The 22,180-nt window shown below is 66.2% G+C and carries 20 protein-coding genes and 1 pseudogene; 12 read left to right on the forward strand and 9 right to left on the reverse strand.

Going from position 1 to position 22,180, the window contains the following annotated elements:
- Positions 1–1,659 carry an MFS transporter gene (locus AAG688_RS16620; protein WP_411833301.1) on the forward strand — a complete coding sequence of 553 codons (1,659 nt, stop codon included), beginning with the start codon at positions 1–3 and terminating at the stop codon, positions 1,657–1,659.
- A gap of 144 nt (positions 1,660–1,803) precedes the next feature.
- On the opposite strand, the gene AAG688_RS16625 is transcribed toward AAG688_RS16620, so the two are convergent.
- From AAG688_RS16625 to AAG688_RS16640, 4 genes are all read right to left on the reverse strand, one after another.
- Positions 1,804–2,523 (reverse strand): hypothetical protein, encoded by a 720-nt coding sequence (locus AAG688_RS16625; RefSeq protein WP_411833302.1) that lies wholly within the window; start codon positions 2,521–2,523, stop codon positions 1,804–1,806.
- Between the two features lie 141 nt (positions 2,524–2,664).
- The gene (locus tag AAG688_RS16630; RefSeq protein ID WP_411833303.1) at positions 2,665–3,102 is read right to left on the reverse strand and encodes a GNAT family N-acetyltransferase; all 438 of its coding nucleotides are present in this window, start codon (positions 3,100–3,102) and stop codon (positions 2,665–2,667) included.
- 99 nt (positions 3,103–3,201) lie between these two features.
- Positions 3,202–3,822 carry a hypothetical protein gene (locus tag AAG688_RS16635; RefSeq protein WP_411833304.1) on the reverse strand — a complete coding sequence of 207 codons (621 nt, stop codon included), beginning with the start codon at positions 3,820–3,822 and terminating at the stop codon, positions 3,202–3,204.
- Between the two features lie 86 nt (positions 3,823–3,908).
- Positions 3,909–5,339 carry a hypothetical protein gene (locus AAG688_RS16640; RefSeq protein ID WP_411833305.1) on the reverse strand — a complete coding sequence of 477 codons (1,431 nt, stop codon included), beginning with the start codon at positions 5,337–5,339 and terminating at the stop codon, positions 3,909–3,911.
- Between the two features lie 260 nt (positions 5,340–5,599).
- Here AAG688_RS16640 and AAG688_RS16645 point away from each other — a divergent pair, with 260 nt between their 5' ends.
- Complete coding sequence (locus AAG688_RS16645) at positions 5,600–6,520, forward strand: IS110 family transposase (RefSeq protein WP_411833306.1); 921 nt, start codon at positions 5,600–5,602, stop codon at positions 6,518–6,520.
- Positions 6,521–6,586: 66 nt separating this feature from the next.
- Here the strand turns inward: AAG688_RS16645 and AAG688_RS16650 are convergent, their stop codons facing one another.
- Together AAG688_RS16650 and AAG688_RS16655 are read right to left on the reverse strand one after the other, a co-directional pair.
- Entirely contained in the window at positions 6,587–7,372 is a 786-nt protein-coding gene (locus tag AAG688_RS16650) for a DUF3825 domain-containing protein (RefSeq protein ID WP_411833307.1), read from the reverse strand.
- A gap of 91 nt (positions 7,373–7,463) precedes the next feature.
- Positions 7,464–8,858, reverse strand: coding sequence for a hypothetical protein (locus tag AAG688_RS16655; protein WP_411833308.1), 1,395 nt, complete (start codon positions 8,856–8,858; stop codon positions 7,464–7,466).
- A 537-nt stretch (positions 8,859–9,395) separates the two neighbouring features.
- Here AAG688_RS16655 and AAG688_RS16660 point away from each other — a divergent pair.
- Positions 9,396–9,599: pseudogene (locus AAG688_RS16660) on the forward strand (phage integrase N-terminal SAM-like domain-containing protein); the annotation flags it as partial.
- 234 nt (positions 9,600–9,833) lie between these two features.
- Here the strand turns inward: AAG688_RS16660 and AAG688_RS16665 are convergent.
- Positions 9,834–10,166, reverse strand: coding sequence for a hypothetical protein (locus AAG688_RS16665; protein WP_411835038.1), 333 nt, complete (start codon positions 10,164–10,166; stop codon positions 9,834–9,836).
- A gap of 400 nt (positions 10,167–10,566) precedes the next feature.
- Between AAG688_RS16665 and mutM the strand changes: the two genes are divergently transcribed.
- The 3 genes from mutM to AAG688_RS16680 all read left to right on the forward strand — a co-directional run bounded on the left by mutM (position 10,567) and on the right by AAG688_RS16680 (position 14,850).
- Positions 10,567–11,394: a bifunctional DNA-formamidopyrimidine glycosylase/DNA-(apurinic or apyrimidinic site) lyase gene (gene mutM, locus AAG688_RS16670; protein ID WP_411833309.1), complete on the forward strand. Its 828-nt coding sequence runs from the start codon at positions 10,567–10,569 to the stop codon at positions 11,392–11,394.
- A 63-nt stretch (positions 11,395–11,457) separates the two neighbouring features.
- Positions 11,458–12,024, forward strand: a complete 567-nt coding sequence (locus tag AAG688_RS16675; RefSeq protein WP_411833310.1) for an ECF-type sigma factor — start codon at positions 11,458–11,460, stop codon at positions 12,022–12,024.
- 15 nt (positions 12,025–12,039) lie between these two features.
- Entirely contained in the window at positions 12,040–14,850 is a 2,811-nt protein-coding gene (locus tag AAG688_RS16680) for a protein kinase domain-containing protein (RefSeq protein ID WP_411833311.1), read from the forward strand.
- Positions 14,851–14,932: 82 nt separating this feature from the next.
- On the opposite strand, the gene AAG688_RS16685 is transcribed toward AAG688_RS16680, so the two are convergent.
- Positions 14,933–15,556 carry a thymidine kinase gene (locus tag AAG688_RS16685; protein WP_411833312.1) on the reverse strand — a complete coding sequence of 208 codons (624 nt, stop codon included), beginning with the start codon at positions 15,554–15,556 and terminating at the stop codon, positions 14,933–14,935.
- A 170-nt stretch (positions 15,557–15,726) separates the two neighbouring features.
- Between AAG688_RS16685 and AAG688_RS16690 the strand changes: the two genes are divergently transcribed.
- From AAG688_RS16690 to AAG688_RS16700, 3 genes are all read left to right on the forward strand, one after another.
- Entirely contained in the window at positions 15,727–17,706 is a 1,980-nt protein-coding gene (locus AAG688_RS16690; RefSeq protein ID WP_411833313.1) for a UvrD-helicase domain-containing protein, read from the forward strand.
- An 82-nt stretch (positions 17,707–17,788) separates the two neighbouring features.
- A complete protein-coding gene (locus AAG688_RS16695; protein WP_411833314.1) occupies positions 17,789–18,175 on the forward strand; it encodes a hypothetical protein in 387 nt (128 codons plus the stop codon).
- On the forward strand, positions 18,172–18,363 hold the full coding sequence (locus AAG688_RS16700) for a hypothetical protein (RefSeq protein ID WP_411833315.1): 192 nt from the start codon (positions 18,172–18,174) through the stop codon (positions 18,361–18,363). Before AAG688_RS16695 ends, AAG688_RS16700 begins: the two co-directional genes overlap by 4 nt.
- A gap of 213 nt (positions 18,364–18,576) precedes the next feature.
- On the opposite strand, the gene AAG688_RS16705 is transcribed toward AAG688_RS16700, so the two are convergent.
- Entirely contained in the window at positions 18,577–19,248 is a 672-nt protein-coding gene (locus AAG688_RS16705) for a YceH family protein (protein ID WP_411833316.1), read from the reverse strand.
- An 89-nt stretch (positions 19,249–19,337) separates the two neighbouring features.
- On the opposite strand from AAG688_RS16705, the gene AAG688_RS16710 reads away from it, so the two are divergent.
- From AAG688_RS16710 to AAG688_RS16720, 3 genes are all read left to right on the forward strand, one after another.
- Complete coding sequence (locus AAG688_RS16710) at positions 19,338–20,249, forward strand: 5'-nucleotidase, lipoprotein e(P4) family (protein WP_411833317.1); 912 nt, start codon at positions 19,338–19,340, stop codon at positions 20,247–20,249.
- Entirely contained in the window at positions 20,246–20,980 is a 735-nt protein-coding gene (gene pyrF / locus AAG688_RS16715; RefSeq protein WP_411833318.1) for an orotidine-5'-phosphate decarboxylase, read from the forward strand. Before AAG688_RS16710 ends, pyrF begins: the two co-directional genes overlap by 4 nt.
- Positions 20,981–21,258: 278 nt before the next feature.
- Positions 21,259–22,179 carry a hypothetical protein gene (locus AAG688_RS16720; protein ID WP_411833319.1) on the forward strand — a complete coding sequence of 307 codons (921 nt, stop codon included), beginning with the start codon at positions 21,259–21,261 and terminating at the stop codon, positions 22,177–22,179.
- The last annotated feature ends 1 nt before the right edge of the window (position 22,180 follow it).

Consider the following 22,180-nt stretch of genomic DNA (forward strand, 5'->3'; position numbering starts at 1 on the left):
ATGTCCACCATTGCAGCCAACACCCCGCCGGGCGCACTGACGAAGGGCCACAAGAAGGTCATCTTCGCCTCCAGCCTGGGCACCGTCTTCGAGTGGTACGACTTCTACCTGTACGGTTCGCTGGCGGCGATCATCGCCGCGCAGTTCTTCAGCGGCGTCAACGAGACCACCGGCTTCATCTTCGCCCTGCTGGCCTTCGCCGCCGGCTTCGCGGTGCGTCCGTTCGGCGCGATCGTGTTCGGCCGCATCGGCGACATGATCGGGCGCAAGTACACCTTCCTGGTCACCATCGTCATCATGGGCATCTCGACCTTCCTGGTCGGCGTGCTGCCCAACTACGAGTCGATAGGCATCACCGCGCCGATCATCCTGATCGTCCTGCGCCTGCTGCAGGGCCTGGCGCTGGGCGGCGAGTACGGCGGCGCGGCGACCTACGTGGCCGAGCACGCGCCCAACGGCAAGCGCGGCCTGTACACCAGCTTCATCCAGACCACCGCCACCATCGGCCTGTTCCTGTCGCTGCTGGTGATCCTGGGCGTGCGCGAGGGCCTGGGCATCGAAGCGTTCAACGCCTGGGGCTGGCGCATCCCGTTCCTGCTGTCGATCGTGCTGCTGGGCATCTCGGTGTGGATCCGCATGCAGCTGCACGAGTCGCCGCTGTTCCAGCAGATGAAGGCCGAGGGCAAGACCTCCAAGGCGCCGATCACCGAGAGCTTCTTCTCCAAGAACGGCAAGATCGTGCTGCTGGCGCTGCTGGGCGCGACCGCCGGCCAGGCGGTGGTGTGGTACGCGGGCCAGTTCTACGCGATGTACTTCCTGTCGCAGTCGCTGAAGGTGGACAGCACGACCACCTGGCTGATGATCGCCGCCGCGCTGGCCATCGGCACGCCGTTCTTCATCTTCTTCGGCTGGCTGTCGGACAAGATCGGCCGCAAGAAGATCATCATGGCCGGCTGCCTGCTCGCCGCGCTGACCTACTTCCCGCTGTTCAAGGCGCTGACCCACTACGCCAATCCGGCCGTCGCCGAGGCCAGCGCCACCTCGCCGGTGGTGGTGACCGCCGACGAGGACACCTGCAACTTCCAGTTCGATCCGGTCGGCAAGACCAAGTTCACCAGTTCCTGCGACATCGCCACCGCCGCGCTGGCCAAGGCCGGCGTGCCGTACACCGTGGAGAAGGCGCCGGCCGGCACGGTGGCGGTCATCCACGTCGGCGGCACCGAGATCTCCAGCTACGAGGGCACCGGGCTGGCGGCGGACGAGGCCAAGGCCCAGGGCGATGCGTTCAACGGCGCGCTGAAGCCGGCGCTGACTTCGGCGGGCTATCCGGAGAAGGCCGACCCGGCACGCATCAACAAGCCGATGGTGGTGTTCATCCTGACCATCCTGGTGATCTACGTGACGATGGTGTACGGCCCGATCGCGGCCTGGCTGGTCGAACTGTTCCCGACCCGCATCCGCTACACCTCGATGTCGCTGCCGTACCACATCGGCAACGGCTGGTTCGGCGGCTTCCTGCCAACCATCGCCTTCGCCCTGGTCGCGGCCACCGGCAACATCTACTACGGCCTGTGGTACCCGATCGTGATCGCGCTGATGACTTTCGTGATCGGCTCGCTGTTCCTGCGCGAGACCAAGGACGTGGACATCACCCAGTAAGCCGTTCCTCCCCCTGCCGGCCCGCGTGCCGGCACCCCGACGCCGGCCCTCGTGGCCGGCGTTTCTTTTCCCGTGGACACGGCTGCAAGACTCCAATCCAGCGACGCGCAGCACTGCGCCGGACGTTGCGCTTGTGGCGTCAATTCACCCCGCGGGTTCGCCAAGCAACCAGCGCGACAAGCGCAGCCAAGGGGTGCTGCGGATCGCCAGCAGTTCAATGACGTGCACCACCACCATAGCGCCGCCGGCCCAAAGATAAACCGGATGAACCCGCTTGATTGCAAGCCAGTCACGGGCAATGGCAAGCAGCAGCAGGGAGTCGGCCAGGAGTGAGAAGGTAACGAACGGATTTGGAACCGCAGGAAACAGATGGCGGAACCTGAGCCATGCGGGGGCAAGTGCGGAGATGGTGGCGAGAAGAAGTAGCCGCTTGTGGCTCTCACCGTCACGGCGGAAGGCAATTGCCGCCGCAACCAATGACCCGAACAGAACCATCTCGATCAGGATGTTGACAAACTGGCCAAGCACAAGATCGTCGCCACCTGCGGCGAGATCCCTGCGAGTCGCATAGAGCCCTACAAGGACACCAGAAACGACGATGGCCACGCACAGTGCGGCGCCCATGAGACCGAGTTGCCTGTGAGTGAGGATGCGGCGCTTATGAATCAGCGAGGCTTGCAGGATGAAGAAAAGCAGCCAGGCAAAGAGCAGCGCGCCATGTATGTGGATTATGGGTGGCGCCCTGAAAGTCCCGCGTGCCAGGGGAATGAAAAAGGTCGTCGAGAATCCAATGACGGCGATGGCCAGGAACCCAAAGGCCATGTAAAGGAAAAATTTGCTGCGTGACGTTGCTCTTATGGTCATTGCCAACTCGCTGAGGTTCTTCGCCTACCGCAATTGCCATGATCCCGGCGTGCGCAGCACCGTGGTCCAGCAGGGCCGCACGCCGGTTACCGCGATGCTGCCCGCATCGTGGTCGAGGCCACCGGTGGCTATAGGGAATCGCTACATCCCGCCTGCCGTACTTTTCCTGAGAGCCATGCCGACACTTGCCGGAGCTGTGAGAACGAAACCAAACTGCTGGTAAAGCTGATACGCCTGACCATCCGCGAGAAGGCTCACATAGCCGGATTCAGGTACTTCATGCTCGATATAGCCGGCGATCGCCGCCATGATTTTCTTGCCAAGTCCATGACCCTGATGCGCAGGCAGCACTGCGATATCAACGACCTGATAGAAGCAGCCTCCGTCGCCCATGATGCGCCCCATTCCGACCGGCTCTCCCTGGAAGAACACCTGTACGCCAAACAACGTATTCGACAACCCTCGCTCTGCTGCGACGGGGGTCTTGGGGCTAAGGCCACAAGCTTCGCGGAGATACAGGTAGGTTTGGACGCTGGGTACCGAGTGTTCGACCGTATAGCTGGCGGTGGTTTTGATCACTTCAGATATCTCTTGCGGTACCCAATTTCTTTGCCTTGGCTGAATCAAGCCGCGCCGCGGAGCGGCGTCGGATTGAATGAATTGTTAGACCTGTGCGCCTCATGATCCATCGGGGCGACAAGATGGCCCATATGCTTCGCCGTATGACTTACCGAAGCATTTGACCAAGCCATCCACCACATCGATGTTTGGTGGCCAGCGCATTCTGACGGGTGGTTGGTCTGGTTGGGTTGTAAACTCAACATGCCCATCCACGAGTGGCGGCATGCCTGGTGCAGCGTCATAGGGCACAGCCGCTAACCGATCACGTGCCTTTTCAAGCTTTTCTTTGTCGCCAGACAAGAAGGCAATAGTGGCATCAACGTAGTGGTTCCATCCCGCAATGTCTTGTGTCGGGTCTTTCTTGGAACTCTCAAGTATAGGAATGGCCTGCTTATTCATTCCCGCAGACGCCAGCATCTGACCTTGATGCCAAGCTACTGTTGATGAAGAGTTTGGATGCCTTTCCCGATAGGCAGAAATTAGCTCTGCGGCGGCAGCCTCACACCCCGAGATGTTTCCAATCTTGCGCCAGCCGCCATTAGGCAAGTCTTGGTCAAAAGCTGCCTCGTCAAGAGACAGAAGTGCCTCTTGATCGTAGGCGCACTTCTCATCTTGAGGTTCCGCTGCATTGACTGAAAAAGCTGTAAAGAAAACTGAAATTGCAAGTAGCTGTTTCATAGCACACCTAACGCCGGAGTTAAGCCGAACCGCGAAGCGGTATCGGCTTGAACGACTTGTTGGGCATCAACGCGATGCCTCATGCGTCACTGGGCATCTTGCTCGACCAGCGTTATCACGGCTTCCATCATTGGGTCCTCGCCCGTCAGCCACGAGTCTATTGTCCAGGGCACAGGAATATCCGGCTCTAACGTCGAGATGGAAAGCGGCAAGCGTTCCAGCTCCCCCAGGAATGGCAAGGCAGAAGTTGCGGTTGGGCGACCCGGTTGCGCAACAGCCTCTGAACAATCGTCGTACTTCCTGCAACCGTCACGGTAGTCCATGCGTACGGTTGAGGGCAGAAAGAATAACCCGGAATGTGGCAGCTGAATGGGCAGGCCATCTGAGAAGAACATCAATCGGTCGCCGACCGGCTCGCCGATGAGTGTCACGCGATCTGGAGCTGCCTGCTTCAGGTACGCGATCGTGGCGATCGCAGCGGAGAAAGTGCTGCGGCTGGTCAGCACCCAGAAGCGTCCCGGCACGCGTTTGGGCCAGCGATTGATGAAATCGCGTGTGAGTAGGAAATTGCCTCCCCGATTGAACCGCATGTCCAGCACAACATTCTTGCGACCGAGCAAGACCCTTTGGCGCTCTGCTATATCGAGGAAATCGGTGATGCTCTGGTCGTGTCCGTCCAAGTGCTGGCGGAGTTGCACGACGATGCTGTCGATTTCCGGTGCATCGCGGTAACGGAAAGGTTCGTCTGGCGCCTGGAACGCCCATCCGGCCGATGCTCCATCGGGAATAGAGCGCCATGCCGCGGACTTCGTGGAAGGTTTCGGCAGGATGAGTATTCGCTCAATCCGACGTCCATCCGGAGTGAGGAACGTATATCGCACCGAGTCTTCACTCGAACTTAGACCAACGACGTACAATTGTTCCGGACTGACCAGTACTTGAGCCGCTCTTTCGTCGCGATGGGCGGGCGTACCGCCTGAGAAGGCACGGAGTGTTGGACGGATGCGCTCGATTGAATGGCCTTCAACGGCAACGAGACGGGCGCCCAAGAGATCCGAATTTCTCTCCTCTGCACCGACGACATGGAACTCCTCGCCGAAGGGATACAACGAAATCGGTATGGTCGAGAAGTCCGGAATTTCCGAATCCGGTTCCTTCAACTGGCACCAGGGCGGCTGGTTTACACCCAATGCCGCTACCCCTTGGCAAATATCGCGGCCGAGCCAGTTGGGTAAGCACTGTGTATGAGCGTTGTCCGCAAGTGCAGCGATGCGGCAAAGTTCCACCGCGAACTCCGACGGCCGTATCGATGCAGACATGTTCTCCAGCCTTGACAACCTTTGTTCCGCGGCCGCGATCGTTGCGGGTGTGAATGCGCGATCCATTGCCAGGAAGTTCTCGCGGAAGACTCGGATGTCTTCATGCCGCCGTTGTGCCGAGGTGTCATCGGTAGGTGGAGCTCGGTTGTGCGTTTTGACCGAGCAACCGACCACCAATGAGATCAGGAGTGCAGGCATGATGATGTGGAATCCAAGCACTTCTGAAGTCTCCGGTGGCACCTAACGCCTTATGTCTTGTCTTTCCCCTAGCTTAGGCGCCGAGAGCCCGGCATGCGCGCCCGATAACGCCTCGGTGTAGCAGCACCGTAACTCAGCAGGGGCCGCATGCCGGTTCTCGCGCCCTGCGCCCGGACAGTTGACCGAGGTCTCCCTCGAACTGATAAGCGTGGGCCGTGGGCGCGATGCTCTCGACCGGCCAACTCTATCGGAGAACGGGCATGACGGCAGTAGGCATCGACGTGGGCAAGGCCTCCTTGGACGTGGCCATCGAAGGACGACCGCGGGTGATGCGGGTGGCCAACAGCGCGGCCGGCATCCGCAAGCTGGTTCGACAGTTGGCGCAGGTGGCGGCCCGGATCGTGGTCGAAGCGACCGGCGGCTACGAAGAGCCGCTGCTGGAAGCCTGCTGCGATGCCGGCCTGTGGGTGGCGCGGGTCAATCCCCGCCAAGCGCGCAACTTCGCCCGTGCGGCCGGCGATGTGGCCAAGACCGATGCCATCGATGCCCGGCTGCTGTGCCTGATGGCCCGCATGTTCGCCGACCGGTTTCAGCGTTACCGCGCCCCGCTGCCCTGGCAGCGCGAGCTCCGGGACTGGCTGCGCCGCCGCGGCCAGGTGGTCACGGCGCTGCAGGCGCACCGGCAGCAGATGGCGATGTGCCCGGCATCGGTCCGGTCGCTGGCGGCCAGGATCATCGCGGCCCTGCGCCGTGAGCTCATGGCCATCGGTCGGCAGATAAAGAGCCTGCTCGATACGCACGCAACGCCTGCACTGGGATCATGCAAAGGGCTGGGACCGATCTTCCAGGCCACCAGCCTGGCACTGCTGCCGGAGCTGGGCGCCCTAACCCGCCGCCAGATCGCACGCCTGGTCGGCGTGGCACCCATGAACCGCGACAGCGGCCAGAGTAGCGGCGCACGCCGGATCCGCGGCGGACGATCACCCGTCCGTGTGGCCCTGTACATGGCCACCCTGTCGGCGGTGCGCTGGGACGAAACGATGAAGGCGCACTACAAGCAACTTCGCGCACGCGGCAAACTGGCTAAGGTCGCGTTGGTCGCCTGCATGCGCAAGCTGTTGACCATCATCAATGCACGACGTCGCGATGAGCTGGTGCAGGAGGTCGCGATGCCTGGCTGACCGTCAGTCGGAAGACAGTTGCTGAGTTAAGCCGCGCCGCGAAGCGGCGTCGGCTTGAATGAATTGTTAGGGCGCCAGCCAGTCACGGTCTGGCCGAGCGACTTGCCTAGCATTGTTGTACGCCATGTCTAACGTGAGACAGGTTGCCGCGCGGTAGAAGTCACCGAATCTTTCCGCCACAAGTGCTAGATCGGCCTTTGCTGGGTCAAGCAAAGTGAGTGGAAGCAGCAGCTGCACGCTGCCCTGATAGTACTGCGGGATAGCTGTCTTGTAGTTCCGGCGGACTCGTTCAAGCGCGGAATCGATCGCACCTTTGACAAGATTTTGAAGCCCAAAGGAATTCATAGTCTTAAGGGCCTCAGGAAACCGGTCAATGTTGTCTTGGATGATGTGCTCTACGTTTACCCGCAACTCTTTCCGAGCGTCATACACCAGACTTGCGGGATTGTCGTAGTAATGCGCCATGTCAGGAAGGGAAGAGAATCTGTTTAGGTCGAACTCTCCGCGCCTGCAGAATCTCCAGAAATGCCAGTAGTGCGTAAAGTTATCGAGCTTGTTCTTAGAGAACAGCGCATAGATGGGCTCTTGAGATGCCGTGATCAGCCCAAGGTTGAAGCACGCGCACTCCTCATCGGGAGTTATTGCGATCTTCTTTTCTTCCGCCACCCGACGGTAGGTGTATGTCAGGTAGTTCCTGAGGATTGGTTTTGAGTGTTGAGCCGCTGTGGACTTGTAACCCCAGTCCTCTGGTTCAGCTAGGGCTGCCAAAGCATCAACGTTCTCCTCAAACTTCGGCATAAAAACGAAATCTCGGAAATGCTCCGGAAAGTCGTACGCTTGGTTCTTTGTCATGCTCCCCCCTGTAGTGTCATGGCGCCCTAACGCCAGAATTAAGCCGTGCCGCGAAGCGGCATCGGCTTGAATGAATTGTTAGAACTCAGGCCTAGAAGACCTTCTTCTTCAAGTCTGAGAAGGCATTTAGACCGCCACGCCAGTCGCTTCCCGTCTTAGGCAGTGTGAACGGATAGCGCGAGTCGTCTTGAAATAGAAGCTTGTAGTGCTTGCCTTCTTCATAGATCACGAAGCCGATATCCTCTAACTCAGAACGCACTGGAGAGGTTAGCGATGTGTAGTTCCGCAGAGTCTCTTTAAGCCGGTCCAATAGTTCTTCTCGATCCCCGGGGTTCTCATTGTTATCGATCAGCGAATCGAAGACCTGACGCCTGCGTGAGTGTTGCTCTGATGATTCCGCTGCTACTTGAAGGGCATCTGTAATCAGCCCAAGTTGCTCGCCTTGGTAAAGATCAGTCTCATTCGTTTGAAGAACTATTGAGGTTTCCCCGCTGTCAGAGGAGGAACGCTCTCCCCTTTTGCTGTATCGAACTCTAATGATCTCTGCCTCCAATCTAAGGATCTCTTCGTCCTTCGCAGCAATCTCTCTATCGAAGTGTTCGATGTACTCATCGATGTTTCCGGAACCAGACGCTCTTAGCTCGTCAAGCTTCTGCCGAGAGACCATCTCTTGTAGGTACGACCACGTGCATTCGCGTCGAGCACGTTGGTAAAGAAGAGACATTCTTACTTTTCTAGAAATAGCGGCGTGCAATGCTTCAGAGTTGCTCCACTTTCCTGGAAGGTAAGTCCACCTTCCGATCCCGTCGGGCCAATAGATGGCAACAGCACCTCCGTAGACATTCTCGCCGTACACCTTCCGCATGATCTGAGATGAAAATCTCCGACTAGGCTCTACAATCACGTGAGCCATGCCAGATATCCACTTTGACAGCCGAGATGGGTCAATCAGCAGTTCTTCTTTGGAGTCTCTGCTTGCATAGACGACCGGCATTACGCTTCCGGTGCTGGCACAGATGATCTGCTCAGCAAGATCTGTGTCAGTCTCCGCGAGATAAGTTGGCTGATCGGTTACAGGGAGGCTGCCGTCATGTCCTCCTGAGAAGCGCTCCATAAGGAGCTTTACGATATACGGTCGCTTCCCTTGCTCAAGGCGCTCTACTGGCAGCTCAGAATCCACGTTCAGCTGAATGCTCACCCAGAAGGCGTCTTCAGTTTTATGTCCCACTACGTCCGTTACCCAACGAACGTCCTCATTATCGGTTTTCTCGTATCGAACGCCGCCAGTGGAGTTCGACTCAGAAATGTAGCTTGCGAAGTTTGCGGACTCCTCATCGTCTCCAAACTTCCCATTACTAGCATCTTCGGGAATGGAGTTCGAAAGCTTTGTGTAAGGGCTCTTCTTGATCCAAGTGCGACAGCACTCCAGAAGCTCCTCCATCGTTGTAGATGATGCGATTGGAAACTGGGTCTTGAAGGTCAGCATTGCGAAACTCCCCCTGAGTTCTAACGCCGGAGTTAAGCCGACAACAATCGCGTAGCGATTGTTGTTCGGCTTGAACGAATTGTTAGGCAGCATGGGCCGAGGGATTACTAGCCGGGCCGGCGCTGCCTGTTTTGAACAACGTACCGGAAGCAGATGATGCCACAGCTGTATGGCCGGGGCTTGCCCGATGAAGCCGGACGCGCGGAGTAACCAAAGCCAAGTGCAAACCGAGCGTGGCAACCATGACGCCAAGACCGAAGCCGCGAACTTGCCGACACCGAAGACAGTGAAGAACGATAGCCGGAGCCGACCGGCAAACAGCCGGTGGATTTGCCGAGGCAGGAACCACCCCGAACTTTGACCCACTGCGGCCTAACTACCTATTCAACCCCATAAACGGGGTGTTGCGCGGAGTATGGGATAGTCGCAAGGGAAATCCAACCGGAAGATTCCTGCCTCGAATTAATGGGTTGGATGACAGACACGGCACCGGGAGGCTGCCAGTGTGCTTGCGTTGTCGCTTGGGGAAGCGGGTGTATGAGTTACGCAGGCGATGTAGAGGGTGTAACCGGCGGGCGTTCGCCACGGTTGCTGGATCGAGTGCGAGCGGCGCTGCGGGTGCGTCACTACAGCCGTCGTACCGAGCAGGCCTATGTCGGCTGGATCCGGCGATTCATCCTGGCCAATGGCAAGCGTCATCCGGCCGGGATGGACGCTGTCAAAGTGGAAGCTTCCCTGACCTTATCCGTGATTCCCAGGGTGATATGGATTATTGGGGCTACCCGGTGCGGTAAGTGCGCAACGTGACCCGTTGTCGCCGCTGGAGCAGTTCGGCCATTCGCCGGTAAATCATCCGCCGGGGTCAGCACCATGTTGCATGCAGGAGAGCATGCAAACTTCTGGAAGGGCGTCGGCGAAGAAGGCGATGCCGGCCTCAGCCGCTGGCGCTGCCGGGGATCGGCATGGCGCATCACGCTAGCGCGGCGGCGCCGCCAGTTCCCTCGCGCTCAGGTAGCCGTCGCGGTCGGCGTCCTGCTTGTGGAAGGTGGCGGCCAGTCGCTCGCGGTGCTGCTGCCGGGTGACGGGATTGCCGCGGCCGCCGGGCAGTTCGTCGCCGGCGAGCGTGCCGTCGCCGTTGCGGTCGCGCGCGTCGAAGGCGTAGCTCATCCAGGCCAGGTATTCGTCCAGGCTGACCTTGCCGTCGCCGTCGCCGTCCATGCGCGACAGGTAGTCGGTGGTGGCCTCGACCTGCGCCTGGGCGGCGCCGACGGTGCAAGCCAGCAGGAGCGTGGCGATGGCGATGCGCATCGCAGTGCGCGCGTCGGGCACTGCCGCGGTAGTCCGAGGCGACCGGGCGATCCGCCCGACCCGCTCCGGAACGTCCATGCGCGCAGAATCCAGCAAGGCCCTCATCATCATTCGCTCCGGCAAGGCAGGCCGCGTCGGCCCCGGGGCATGATGCGGCCGGCGCGGGCAAACTTCACCTGTCCGCCGTGGCGGGATTCAGCCAGGCGCTTTCACGCGAATTCCCGACGCCGACGCTCCGCCGCATGCCGGGATCGCCGACACGGCACTTCCGCCGGCAGCGCCATTGAACGCAGCCAATCCGCCCGCAGCTCATGGCGGGCAGGCGCGCGCATTCCTTCACGGCGACAATCGCCATCCTGCCCGCCGCCTTGAACGCGCCTCCCGCCCCCGGAACGCCACCATGCCCGAACTGCCCGAAGTCGAGACCACCCGCCGCGGCCTGGCGCCGCACCTGCAGGGCCGACGCATCGGCGCGGTGACGCTGCGCCGGCCGGACCTGCGCTGGCCGATCCCGGGGGAAGTGGCCCGCCTGCTGCCCGGCCAGCGCATCGAGGACGTGCGCCGGCGCGCCAAGTACCTGCTGCTGGACACCGGCGCCGGCAGCGCGCTGCTGCACCTGGGCATGTCCGGCAGCCTGCGCGTGCTGCCGCAGGACACGCCGGTGCGCGCGCACGATCACGTCGACATCGGCCTGGCGCCGGCGCGCGGGCAGGCCGCGCGCGTGCTGCGCTTCAACGATCCGCGCCGCTTCGGCTGCCTGCTGTGGCAGCCGCCGGGCGAGGTCCATCCGCTGCTGCGCGAGCTCGGGCCGGAGCCGCTGTCCGACGCCTTCGACGGCGACTACCTCTATGCGCTGAGCCGCGGGCGCAAGGCGCCGGTCAAGACCTTCCTGATGGACCAGGCGGTGGTGGTCGGGGTGGGCAACATCTACGCGGCCGAGAGCCTGTTCCGCGCCGGCATCTCGCCGCTGCGCGCGGCCGGCCAGGTCTCGCGCGGTCGCTACCGGGCGCTGGCCGGGGCGGTGCGCGCCATCCTCGCCCATGCGATCGAGCGCGGCGGCACCACCCTGCGCGATTTCATCAGCCCGGACGGGGCGCCGGGCTATTTCGAGCAGGAACTGTCGGCCTACGGGCGCGGCGGCCAGCCCTGCCCGGCCTGCGGGCGGCCGCTGCGGCAGGCCAGCATCGGCCAGCGCGCCACCGTGTGGTGCGGCCGCTGCCAGCGCTGAACGCGGCGGCCGGCGCGCGCGTTTGCCGGTATATTCGTCTCCTCACTTCGCGCAGGAAAGCGCATGTCCGAAGCATCCGACATCACCTTGTGGCTGGATTCGGCCCGCAACGGCGATCGCGCCGCGCTCGATCGCGTGCTGTCCACGCTCTACCAGGAGCTGCACACGATGGCGCGGCGGCAGCTGTCCGGCCAGCACGGCCACACCCTCGACGCCACCGCGCTGGTGCACGAGTCCTACCTCAAGCTGATCGGCAGCGGCGCCAACGCGCGCTTCGAGGATCGCGCGCACTTCTTCGCCTACGCCGCCTCGTCGATGCGCAGCGTGGTGGTGGACTACGCGCGCAGCCGGCTGGCGCGCAAGCGCGGCGGCGACCTCAAGCGCGTGGCCGACATCCCCGAGGACGTGGAAGGCCCGATCCGCATGGACGAGACGCTGCTGGCGCTCAACGACGGCCTGGACAAGCTGGCCGCCGCCGACGAGCGCCTGGCCAAGGTGGTGGAGCTGCGCTACTTCGCCGGCCTGTCGGAACTGGAGATCGCCGAGCTGATGCAGCGCTCGGAGCGCAGCATCCGCCGCGACTGGCAGAAGGCGCGGCTGTTCCTGATGGCGACGATGCAGGAAGACTGACCGCGCGCTACGCCGATGGACGCCGCCCGCTGGCAACGCCTCTCGCCGCTGCTCGACGTGCTGCTGGAACTCGATGCGCGCGCGCGCGCGCAGCAGCTTTCGATCCTGCGCGCGGAAGACCCCGCGCTGGCCGACGAGCTGGAGAAGCTGCTGGCGCTGGAAGATCAGGACGAGGACTTCATGGCCGAGCCGCTGCTGGAGCGCTCCGCCCCGGCCGGCGCGCTGCAGGCCGGCACGCTGGTCGGCCCGTACCGGCTGGAATCGCTGCTCGGCGAGGGCGGCATGGGCCTGGTCTGGCTGGCCACCCGCGCCGATGGCCTGTACCAGCGCCGGGTCGCGCTGAAGCTGCTGCGCCCGGGGCTGGCCGACCCCAACCTGCGCCTGCGCTTCACCCGTGAGCGCGAGATCCTGGCCCGGCTCGAGCATCCCAACATCGCCCGCCTGCTCGACGCCGGCATCGGCGCGCTGGGTCAGCCCTACCTGGCGCTGGAATACGTCGAAGGCGTGCCGATCACCGACTACTGCAAGTCGCGCGAACTGCCGCTGGAAGCGCGGCTGGCGCTGTTCCGCCAGGTCTGCGACGCGGTCAGCCACGCCCACGCCAACCTGATCGTCCACCGAGATCTCAAGCCTTCCAACATCCTGGTCACGCCCGCGGGCGAGGTGCGGCTGCTCGACTTCGGCATCGCCAAGCTGCTCGACGACCCGGAACCGGCGCCGCTGCACCCGCGCACCGAGGTGCGCGCCTTCACCCTGCACTACGCCGCGCCGGAACAGGTGCGCGGCGAGCCGGTGTCCACCCGCACCGACGTGTACTCGCTGGGCGTGGTGCTGTACGAACTGCTGGCGCACACCAAGCCCTACCGGCTGCGCCGGCAGACCGACGCCGAGTGGGAGGAGGCGATCCTGGCGGTCGAGCCGCTGAAGCCCTCGCTGGCGCTGCTGCGCGGCGGCGAGGATCGCAAGCCGTCGCCGGATCGCCGCCGCGAGGCGCGCCTGCTGGCCGGCGACATCGACAACCTCGCATTGAAGGCGCTGGCCAAGGCGCCCGAGCATCGCTATCCGTCGGTCGAGGCGTTCTGGCGCGACATGCAGCGCCATCTCGAAGGCCGGCCGATCCACGCGCGCCCGCAGAGCCTGGGCTACCAGATGCGCAAGTTCCTGCTGCGGCACCGCTGGATGCTGGCGGCCGGCAGCCTGGCCGCGGCGGTGCTGATCGCCGCGCTGGGCGCCAGCCTCTGGCAGAGCCGGCAGGCGATGCTGGAGGCCGAGCGCGCGCAGGCAATGCAGGACTTCGTGATCGGCCTGTTCGACAACGCCGGGCTGGCGCGCAGCGGCGACAGCTTCGACATGCGCCAGCTGCTGGAGGCGGGCGAGCGCCGCGGCGCGCTGGAACTGGGCGCGCAGCCGCTGGCGCACGCCGAGCTGCTCGGCGTCATCGCCCGCCTGCGCGTGGGCCTGGGCGATTACCCGCAGGCGCTGGCGCTGCTGCAACAGCAGCAGGCGCTGCTGCAGGCGCAGGATGACGTACCGCCGGCGCTGACGCTGGAATCGACCGCGCTGCATGGGCGCGTGCTGCGCCTGCTGGGGCGGTCGCAGCAATGCCTGCAGGTGATGGCGCCGCTGGAAGCGCAGGCCTCGCGGCTGCAGATGAAACTGCCGCAGCAGGTGGCCGAGTTCCTGGCCCAGGATGGGCGCTGCCGGCGCGCCGCCGGCGACCGCCAGGGCGCACGCCAGCACTACGAGCGCGCGCTGGTGCTGCGGCGGCAGCTGAAGGATCCGGCCGGCGTGGCCGAGAACATGATGGACATGGCCTCGCTCAGCGGCGACCTTGGCGGCGCCGACGCGGCCATCCAGGGATTCGGGCAGGCGCTGGCCTACCTGCAGAAGCACGCCAGCCCGCGCCATCCGCTGGTCATCGACGCCGAGCGCAGCCTGGCAGGGCTGCACCGCAACCGCGGCGAAACCGGGCTGGCGCTGTCCGCCTACCGCCGCGCGCACGACCTGGCCACCGGGATCCACGGCGCCGGGCATCCGGTCACGCTCGGCATCCGCCGGCAGATGGCCGCCATCGACGTCGACCTGGGCCATTACCGGCAGGCCGAGCGCGAATTCGGCCAGTTGCACGCGCTGACCGTGCAGGCACTGGGCGCGGACCACCGCGAGACCGCGGCGAGCTGGAATTCACTGGGCATCATCGCCTGGGAACGCGGCGACCTGGCGCGCGCGCTGTCCAGCCTGGAAACCGCGATCGCCATCTGGCGCGGCCCGGACAGTGCCCAGCAGCTGCCCGGCGGCCTGTTCAACTACGGCATGGTGCTGCACAGCGCCGGCCGCCACGACGAGGCGATGGCCGCGCTGCAGGAGGCGCGGCGGCTGCGCGTGCGCCTGTACGGCGCCAGCCATCCGCTGGTCGGCGAGACCGATCGGCTGATCGGCGAGGTGATGGTCGCGCGCGGCGAGGTGGAAGGCGCCACCGCCTGGTTCGACCGCGCGCTGCGGCTGACCCGCATCGGCTATGGCGAGGATCACCCGCGCACGTCGTTCGCGCGGCTGTCGATGGCGCGGCAGGCCGGGCGGCTCGGCCATGTCGAACAGGCACTGCAGGAACTGGACGCGCTGGCGCGCCTGCCCGGCGAAGGCAGCGAGCCGCCCAAGCTGCGCTGGAGCGCGCGCGCCTACGCGGCCGAACTGCGCTGCCGCCACGGCCAGCGCGAGAGCGGCCGCCGCGCCTTCGAGCAACTGGCGGCCGAACTGCGCACCGCGCTGCCCGAGGGCGGCGCGCTGGCGCGCGAGACCGGGCAACTGGAAGCGGCCTGCCGTTGAGGCGGATGCGGGGCGCATCCGCCATCCCCGCGGTTTCCAACAGACGAAGGTCTGGTCAGGCGGGGATGACGAGCGCTGTGCCCTAACGCAGCGGCAACGGCGCCTGCAACGGCTCGATGCGGCCCTCGCCGCGCGCGATCTTCTTGAACTCGGCGCGGCTGACCGACACGTAGCGCTCGTTGCCGCCGATCTCCACCTGCGGCCCGTCCTGCACCGCGTGGCCCTGCTCGTTGACGCGCACGGTCATGGTCGCCTTCTTGCCGCTGTGGCAGATGGTCTTGATCTCGCTGAACTCGTCGGCCCAGGCCAGCAGGTACTGGCTGCCCTCGAACAGCTCGCCGCGGAAATCCGTGCGCAGCCCGTAGCACAGCACCGGGATGCGCAGCGCGTCGACCACCTCGCTGAGCTGCCAGACTTGCGCGCGGGTCAGGAACTGCGCCTCGTCGACCAGCACGCAATCCAGCTTGCCGTGGGCGGCGATGTCCTCGCGCACCCAGCGCTCCAGGTCGTCGTCGCGCTCGAAAGCCGTTGCCTCGGCACGCAGCCCGATCCGCGAGGCCACCGTGCCGGCGCCGGCGCGATCGTCCAGCCGCGGCGTCAGGATCGCCACCCGCATCCCGCGCTCGCGGTAGTTGTGCGCCGATTGCAGCAGCGTGGTGGTCTTGCCGGCGTTCATCGCCGAGTAGTAGAAGTAGAGCTTGGCCATCGTGGAGCTTGGGAGCGAGGAGTGAGCGGAGAGGAGTGAAGAGTGAGGAGTGAGTGGTGAAGCGACGGGGAGCAGGCGTCCCTGCGCCGAGGGTGACAGAATACCCGCCCTTCGCCCGCCCACGCCCCGCTTTCCTCACTCTTCACTCCTCTCCGCTCGCTCCTCGCTACATGGATTCCCTCAACCCCCCCCAACGCGCCGCCGTCCTGCACACCCGTGGACCGCTGCTGGTGCTGGCCGGCGCCGGCAGCGGCAAGACCCGGGTGATCGTCGAGAAGATCGCCCACCTGATCGCCGCGGGGCGGATGCCGGCCAAGCGCATCGCCGCCATCACCTTCACCAACAAGTCGGCCAAGGAGATGCGCGAGCGCGTCGGCAAGCGCATCCGCGGCGATGCGGCCGAGGGGCTGACCATCTGCACCTTCCACGCGCTGGGACTGAAGTTCCTGCAGATCGAGCACGCCGCCGCCGGCCTGAAGCGCGGCTTCTCGATCTTCGACGCCGACGACGCGGCCGCGCAGGTCAAGGACCTGATGGCCGGCGCCAAGCCCGAAGCGGTGGAGGACGCCAGGAACCTGATCTCGCGCGCCAAGAACGCCGGGCTGTCGCCGGAGCAGGCGCTGGCGGCGGCGCGCAGCACGCGCGAGCGCGAGGCCGCCGCGCTGTACCAGCGCTACCAGGCGCGGCTGGCGACGTTCAACGCGGTCGATTTCGACGACCTGATCCGGGTGCCGGTGCAGATCCTGGAAGGGAACCCGGACATCGCGCTGGCCTGGCGCGAGCGCATCGGCTACCTGCTGGTCGACGAATGCCAGGACACCAACGACGCGCAGTACCGCCTGCTCAAGCAGCTGGCCGGCGAGCGCGGCGACTTCACCTGCGTGGGCGACGACGACCAGAGCATCTACGCCTGGCGCGGCGCCAACCCGGACAACCTGCTGGCGATGGCGCGCGACTACCCGAAGCTGGAGATCATCAAGCTGGAGCAGAACTACCGCTGCTCCAACCGGGTGCTGCGCGCGGCCAACGCGCTGATCGCGCACAACCCGCACGAGCACCTGAAGAAGCTGTGGAGCGACCAGCCCGACGGCGATCGCATCCGCGTGTGGGAATGCCGCGACAACGAGCACGAGGCCGAGAAGGTCGCCGCCGAGATCGCCTTCCTGCACACTGCGCGCAACGCGCCGTGGAGCGACTTCTGCATCCTGTTCCGCGGCAATTTCCAGTCGCGGCCGCTGGAGAAGGCGTTGCAGCTGCTGCGCATCCCCTACCACCTGACCGGCGGCACCGCGTTCCTGGAACGGCAGGAAGTCAAGGACGCGCTGGCCTGGCTGCGACTGGTCGCCAACCCCGACGACGACACCGCCTTCCTGCGCGCGGTGCAGTCGCCCAAGCGCGAAGTCGGCGCAACCTCGCTGGCCCGGCTGGCCGAACTGGCGCAGCTGGCGCACGCGCCGATGTCGCGCGCGGCCGAGTCGATGAGCGTGCTCAAGCAGCTGCCGGCGCGCGCGGCCAACGGCCTGAGCGCGTTCACCGACATCGTCCGCGATCTGCGCGACCACGCCGCGACGATGTCGGCCAAGGACCTGCTGCTGCGGCTGGTCGAGCGCTCCGGCCTGCTGGCCGAACTGCGCGCGCAGTGCAAGGACCAGGCCTCGTTCGAGCGCCGCCGCGCCAACCTGGACGAGCTGGCCGACTGGTTCGACGGCGGCCCGCGCGGGGCCAGCGTCGGCGACCTGGCCGCGCAGCTGGCGCTGCTGTCGCGCAACGACAAGGACGACGGCGGCAACCAGGTGCGGCTGATGAGCCTGCACGCGGCCAAGGGGCTGGAATTCCGCTACGTGTTCATCGTCGGCTGCGAGGACGGCACGCTGCCGCACGAGATCAGCCTCGAGGAAGGCAACCTGGAGGAGGAGCGCCGGCTGCTGTACGTCGGCATCACCCGCGCCAAGCAGGCGCTGTGGCTGAGCTACAGTCGCCAGACCCAGCGCTTCCGCGAGAAGGTCCGGCTCAAGCCCAGCCGCTTCCTCGACGAGCTGCCGCAGTCCGAGCTGCAGCGCGACGGCGCCGACCCGGTCGCCGACGCGGCGCACAAGAAGGAACGCGCCAGCGCCGGGCTGGCGGCGATCCAGGCGCTGCTGGGCGACTGAACCGCGCGGCCGCTGGCGACGGGGAGATCCGCGGCGGAGCATGCGCTAGGCTGCGGGCGTTCACCGCCTCCGGAGCCCGCCGATGACCCGCGCCCATCCCTTCTGGCTCGTCCTCGGTTTCGCCATCGCCCTGATCGGCGTCGGCTTCCCGTACTGGCGGCTGCCGTACCGCGAGATCGGCCTGCCCGATTCGTTGTACGGTCCTGGCCTGGTCGCGGTGGCGGTGGTGGCGCTGATGCTGCGCGCATTCGGCACGGCGCGGTTCTGGAAGGTATGGCTGATCGCCGCGGCGGCGGTGCCGGTGGCGGTGCTGCTGCGGGTGGCGGTCGATGTCGCCCGCGATCCCACCTCGCACAACCTGTGGCCGCTGGAACTGGCCATCGCCGCCGCGGTCGGCCTGGCGGCGGCGCTGGCCGGCACCGCCCTGGGCAGCCTGCTGCTGTTGCGCAGCAGCCGGCGACCGCCGTGAAGGGCGTGTTCGTCGCGCCGGGCATCGCGTTGGCGGCCTACGTCGCCTATGGCATCGCCGTGGGAGAAATCATCGTCCGGTCCGGGCCTGGCGCGCGGCGCCTGCGACGCGACCAGACGCCGCGCTATTTCTGGTTGGCGATCGCGATCTACACGCTGCTGGCGATCGCGCTGGTGACGGTGTTCTAGCGCCTTTCCACTTCCCCGTCATCCCCGCGCAGGCGGGGACCCAGGGACTTCCGTAGCGCCGAACTTGTCCGGCTGGCCGGGTCGCACGCAGCCGAGCAAGCTCGGCTCTACAGCGTTCGTGCAGGCGGCGGAAGTCGGCGCCGGCGCCAGTCTTCGCGGGGATGACGACGGCACATGGGAACGCCCTCGCCCTGGTGCTATTCCGCGCGCGGATCAACCGCCGCTCGCGGCGAGCAGTTCGTCCAGTTGCGCGCGCAACTGCGCCACCTCGGTTTCCAGCACCTGCACGCGCGCCTCCAGGCCCGAGGGCGCCGCCGCTTCGCTTGGCAGCCGCGCGGCGATCGCGGCCACGTCCACCGGCCCGCACAGCAGGTGCATGTAGCGGTCCTCGCGCTGGCCCGGCCCGCGCGGGATGCGCACCACCAGCGCGGGCTGGCGCTGGATCAGGCGTTCCAGGTGGTGGCGCAGGTCCTCGGCGTCGGCGAAGCGGCACAGCCGCTCGCTGCGCGCCAGCAGTTCGTGCGCGGTCTGCGGCCCGCGCAGCAACAGCAGGCCGAGCAGCGCCACCTGCTGCTGCGGCAGGCTGAAGAACGCGGCGGCGCGGTGCTCGTAGCGCTCGGCGCGCGAGGAGAACACCTGCCGGGCCAGGCCGCGCTGCTCGAGCTGGCGCAGCGCGTGGTTGACCGCGCCGGTCTCCAGCGCCATCACCGGTTCGCGCGCGGTCTTCTGGTTGGCCGCGGTCTGCGCGGCGTTGACGGTCAGCGGATAGACCTCGGGGGTGGTGGCTTCCTTCTCGATCAGGCAGCCGAGCAGGCGGGCCTCGGCGGCGTCCAGCAGCAGGGCCGGGGAGGGGGTTTCGTTCGGGGATGCGGTGTCGTTTTCCATCGCGTCAGGATACCGCCCCGGGCAAGGCCGGGCCGCGCCGGTGCGGGGCTCGGCTAGAATCGCGGCCTTCCTCGTCCTGCGAACCGCCCATGCGTCCTTTCCTGATCGCCGCCAGCCTGCTGGCGCTCGCCCTGCCGCTGTCCGCCTGCAAGCGCGGCGACGGGCAGGCGCCTGCGCCCCACGCCGCGCCGCTGGCGCACGTGCCGGCCATCGCCGCGGTGTCGCAGCCGGCCGACGACAACCTCAACGCGGTGGCCTGGGTGCAGACCTCGGTCGAATACCGCGCGCTGAGCCTGCAGACCTACCGCGCCGCCGCCGATCACCTCAAGGCCGCGCTGAAGGAACCTAACTGGGACGCGCTGGTGCCCGACGAGCGCGGCAACGCCGCCACCGGGCTGAAGCCGGCGGTGGTGATGGACGTGGACGAGACCGTGCTCGACAACTCGCCCTACCAGGCGCGGCTGATCCGCGACGGCAGGGAGTACGACGAGGTGAGTTGGGACCAGTGGGTGGCCGAGAAGAAGGCCAGGCCGCTGCCGGGCGTGGTCGATTTCGCCAAGGCCGCCAACCAGATGGGCGTGACCGTGCTGTACGTCTCCAACCGCGCCGTCCATCTGAAGGAGGCCACCCTGGCCAACCTGCGCCAGGCCGGCCTGCCGGTGGCCGACGACAGCGTGTTCCTCGGCCTGGGCACGGTGGTCGAGGGCTGCGAGCAGCACGGCAGCGAGAAGAACTGCCGCCGCCGCCTGGCCGGCCAGCAGTACCGCGTGCTGATGCAGTTCGGCGACCAGATCGGCGACTTCGTGCAGGTGCAGGTCAACACCCGCGAGGGCCGCGACGCGCTGTACGAGGAGTACGCCGACTGGTTCGGCGAGCGCTGGTGGATGCTGCCCAACCCGACCTACGGCTCGTGGGAGCCGGCGCTGTTCGACAACGAGTGGCGCCAGCCGCGCGAGGCACGCCGCGAGGCCAAGCGCAACGCGCTGGACTACGCGCCGTGAGCGCGGCGCGCGCGCCGCTGGCGCTGGGCGATCGCGAGCGGCTGATCTTCGCGCTGGACGCGCCGGACGGCGCGCAGGCGCTGGCCTGGGTCGATCGCCTCGGCGAGTCGGTGGAGTTCTACAAGATCGGCATGGAGCTGCTGGCCTCCGGCGACTACTTCGACGTGCTCGACGCGCTGGCCGGGCGCGGCAAGCGGGTGTTCGTCGACCTGAAGTTCTTCGACATCCCGGCCACCGTGGCCGGGGTGATCCGCGGCCTGTCGCGCTGGCCGGTCAGCTACTGCACGATCCACGGCTGGCACGCCGGCATGATGGAAGCCGCAGCAGCCGCGCGCAGCGGCGACATGCGCCTGCTGGCGGTCACCGTGCTGACCTCGATGGACAGCAACGACCTGGCGGCGATGGGCATCGACGGCGAACCGGCCGACATCGTCGTGCAACGCGCGCTTGCCGCGCAGGCTGCCGGCATCGACGGCGTGATCGCCTCGGGCCAGGAAGCCGGCCTGATCCGCGCGGCCACCGGACCCGGCTTTTCCATCGTCTGCCCGGGCATCCGCCCCGGTGGCCCGGTGGGCGACGACCAGAAGCGCACCCTGGGCGTGGCCGAGGCCTTCGCCCGCGGCGCCGACGCCATCGTCGTCGGCCGGCCGATCCGGCAGGCGGCCGATCCGCGCGCGGCGGCCGAGGCCATCCAGGCCGAAATCTCTGCCTCTATCAATAAAATCAGTTAGTTGCACAAGACAATTTCAGGTGTTGCATTAGCTTGCCGGGGCGGTTAGATTGCGTCCGTCCGGTCCTGCCGGAATGCGCCACAACACTGTCCTCCGGCTTGTCCGGATTTTCAGGAGGCCCACCGCATGCGCGGCGCGGCCTCCTTTTTTATTCCCCCCTCGCAACCGCCGATGGAAGCGGACGCGCGCCGGACTGTGATGCGCGCGCTTGCCGCCCGCCACGGCGGGACAGCAAGATGCGCCACGACAGGGGGAATCCTTCGATGCGGCCATCGCCCGTGAATCATCCTTGGTTGCGGCTGGCGCTGCCGCTGTGCGGCCTGCTGGCGCTGGCCGCGTGCAAGCGCGAACCGGCCGAGCTGCAGGGCGCGGCCACCGAGCCGGCGGCGGCGGTGCGCGACCTGGCCCGGCACCTGCAACGCGACGACCTGGCCGGGTTCGCCCGCGCCGCGCTGCCGCCGGCCTACCACGCGCAACTGGAAACGGCCTGGCGCGAGGGCCGCAGCCGCTGGCCGCTGACCGAGCTGCCGCTGGACGACCAGCTGCTGCCGATGCTGACGGCGCTGTCGGCGCCGGACGCGGGAAGGAAGCTGCGGCGCAGCTTCGACAGCCAGTTCGCCCGCCAGGACCGCGACCTGCGCGAGGCGGCGCGCACGCTGGGCCTGTTCGGCGTGCAGTACGTCCGCAACGAGGGCGACTACAGCGAGGAGGAGCGCGACCACTACGCGCAGGTCATCGCCGCGCTGAGCGACTGGGCGGCGCAGGCGCCGCTGGGCGATCCGGCGCGCGCCCACGCCGCCATCGACCGCCTCACCGCCGCCGCCCGCCAGGCCGACCTGGCCAGCGAGGAGGCGCTGCAGGCCGCCGGCATGCAGGCCAGCCTGCAGCGGCTGGCGCCGGTGTCGGCCGCGCTCAAGGCCACCCTGGCCAGCTACGGGCTGGACCTGGACGCCACCCTGACCGACCTGCGCACCGGCCTGGTCGAGCAGGAAGGCGGGCAGGCGCGGGTGCGCATCCACTATCCGCTGGGCGAGGCCGAGATCGACACCGTGGTCAGCCTGGAGCGCCACGACGGGCGCTGGTACCTGAGCGGCTACCTGCGCCAGGCCGAGGCGGCGATGGCGCCGCCGCCGGTCGAGCTTCCACCGCCGCCGGAAATCGACCCGGCCGCCGCGCCGCCCGCCCCCGACACCGCCTGAA

Origin of the sequence: Pseudoxanthomonas mexicana (assembly GCF_046736355.1) — a bacterium.
GTDB classification, from domain to species: Bacteria; Pseudomonadota; Gammaproteobacteria; order Xanthomonadales; family Xanthomonadaceae; genus Pseudoxanthomonas_A; species Pseudoxanthomonas_A mexicana_B.

What these genes read in the sequence shown, in the direction of transcription:
- AAG688_RS16635 (WP_411833304.1), bottom strand. Translation starts at nt 3,822, where the DNA reads ATGAAACAGCTACTTGCAATTTCAGTTTTCTTTACAGCTTTTTCAGTC.
- AAG688_RS16710 (WP_411833317.1), top strand. Translation starts at nt 19,338, where the DNA reads ATGCGTCCTTTCCTGATCGCCGCCAGCCTGCTGGCGCTCGCCCTGCCG.
- AAG688_RS16620 (WP_411833301.1), top strand. Translation starts at nt 1, where the DNA reads ATGTCCACCATTGCAGCCAACACCCCGCCGGGCGCACTGACGAAGGGC.
- AAG688_RS16680 (WP_411833311.1), top strand. Translation starts at nt 12,040, where the DNA reads ATGGACGCCGCCCGCTGGCAACGCCTCTCGCCGCTGCTCGACGTGCTG.
- AAG688_RS16665 (WP_411835038.1), bottom strand. Translation starts at nt 10,166, where the DNA reads ATGCGCATCGCCATCGCCACGCTCCTGCTGGCTTGCACCGTCGGCGCC.
- AAG688_RS16650 (WP_411833307.1), bottom strand. Translation starts at nt 7,372, where the DNA reads ATGACAAAGAACCAAGCGTACGACTTTCCGGAGCATTTCCGAGATTTC.
- mutM (WP_411833309.1), top strand. Translation starts at nt 10,567, where the DNA reads ATGCCCGAACTGCCCGAAGTCGAGACCACCCGCCGCGGCCTGGCGCCG.
- AAG688_RS16705 (WP_411833316.1), bottom strand. Translation starts at nt 19,248, where the DNA reads ATGGAAAACGACACCGCATCCCCGAACGAAACCCCCTCCCCGGCCCTG.
- AAG688_RS16695 (WP_411833314.1), top strand. Translation starts at nt 17,789, where the DNA reads ATGACCCGCGCCCATCCCTTCTGGCTCGTCCTCGGTTTCGCCATCGCC.
- AAG688_RS16640 (WP_411833305.1), bottom strand. Translation starts at nt 5,339, where the DNA reads ATGCCTGCACTCCTGATCTCATTGGTGGTCGGTTGCTCGGTCAAAACG.
- AAG688_RS16675 (WP_411833310.1), top strand. Translation starts at nt 11,458, where the DNA reads ATGTCCGAAGCATCCGACATCACCTTGTGGCTGGATTCGGCCCGCAAC.
- AAG688_RS16645 (WP_411833306.1), top strand. Translation starts at nt 5,600, where the DNA reads ATGACGGCAGTAGGCATCGACGTGGGCAAGGCCTCCTTGGACGTGGCC.
- AAG688_RS16685 (WP_411833312.1), bottom strand. Translation starts at nt 15,556, where the DNA reads ATGGCCAAGCTCTACTTCTACTACTCGGCGATGAACGCCGGCAAGACC.
- AAG688_RS16625 (WP_411833302.1), bottom strand. Translation starts at nt 2,523, where the DNA reads ATGACCATAAGAGCAACGTCACGCAGCAAATTTTTCCTTTACATGGCC.
- AAG688_RS16655 (WP_411833308.1), bottom strand. Translation starts at nt 8,858, where the DNA reads ATGCTGACCTTCAAGACCCAGTTTCCAATCGCATCATCTACAACGATG.
- AAG688_RS16690 (WP_411833313.1), top strand. Translation starts at nt 15,727, where the DNA reads ATGGATTCCCTCAACCCCCCCCAACGCGCCGCCGTCCTGCACACCCGT.